This is a genomic window from Thauera butanivorans NBRC 103042, assembly GCF_001591165.1.
Lineage (GTDB): Bacteria > Pseudomonadota > Gammaproteobacteria > Burkholderiales > Rhodocyclaceae > Thauera > Thauera butanivorans.
In genome coordinates this window covers 1-1296 of sequence record NZ_BCUG01000129.1, presented here as the reverse complement: position 1 = coordinate 1296, position 1296 = coordinate 1, and the positions used below count along the sequence as shown (strand labels likewise).

The 1296-nt window shown below is 69.7% G+C and carries 1 pseudogene; it reads left to right on the top strand.

The annotated features are described in order from the left end of the window. Positions 1-1296: pseudogene (locus TBU01S_RS22640) on the top strand (hypothetical protein); the annotation flags it as partial.

The following is a 1296-nucleotide window of genomic DNA, read 5'->3' as shown; positions in this document are numbered from 1 at the left end:
ATGACGGTGTCGCCGCCCGCCGTGCAGATCGATCTGTGCCCCTACACCGCTGACCAGGTCGTGCCCGGCTCGATCATGTTCACCTGGATGGGCACCGTCTATGTCGATTTCGAGGGCGTGCTGTACCGCGGCCGCAGCGACACCGATCCCGGCTTTGCCGCCGGCACCATCGACTACGAATCCGGCATCGCCACCATGACGGACTACGTCGCCAGCGGCAGCCCCACCGCCTTCAGCCTCGACAGCCTGTGGACGCGCAACGGCCGCCACGAACCCATCGCCACCATCACCTTCAACACCGCGCTGGCGCCCATCAAGCCCACCGGCCTGGTGGTGTCGGTGGTCGATGTCGCCGGCAATCAACTGATCGCCACCGCCGACCTCGACGGCAATCTGCTGGCCTCGCACATCTACGGCCGCATCGACTACGAGTCCGGCCTGGTCGAGCTGCAGTTCGGCGATTTCGTCACCGCCGCCGCGCTCACCGATGAGGCCCGCGCCGAATGGTGGTACGACGCCGAGGACATCGGCAGCGACGGCAAGATCTGGCGCCCCTGGCCCGTGCTGCCCGAGACGCTGCGCTACAACGCCATCGCCTACACCTACCTGCCGCTCGACGCCGACATCCTGGGCATCGACCCGGTGCGCCTGCCGGCCGATGGCCGCGTGCCGGTGTTTCGGCGCGGCGGGGTGGTGATGGTGATGCATGCCGCCACCACGGCCGGCACCCCCACGCTCGCCGACGGCCAATACCGCCTCGCGCTCGGGCGGCCGCGCATCGCCTGGGTGCGCGTGCTCGACGCCACCGGCGCCCCGGTCACCGACGGCTACACCCTGGATCGTGCCGCAGGCACGCTCGCCTGGGATTCGCTCGCCGGCCTGGCCACGCCGCTCACCGTGCAGCACACCATCGCCGACCTGCGCCTGGCCACCGACGTGCAGATCAACGGCGCCATCGAACTGTCCCGCGCGCTGACCCACGACTTCCCGGCAGATGACACCATCGTCGCCTCCTGCCTCATCCACGGCGACCGCCGCGCCCGCGTCTCGGCCGTGTGGGACCAACAGACCTGGGTCACCGGCACCTGGGAAGACAGCTTCACCGGCACGCCGGCCACCGCCACGCTCAACACCGTCGCCCACCCCATCCAGGTCACCAACGAAGGGGCGGAAACCGAGCGCTGGCTGCTGCGCTGGACCAGCAACTCGAACGTCGAGCTGATCGGCGAGCGGGTAGGGCTGGTGTATTCCGGGGCGTTCGTCGCCGACATCGCCCCCATCAACCCGCGCACGCGC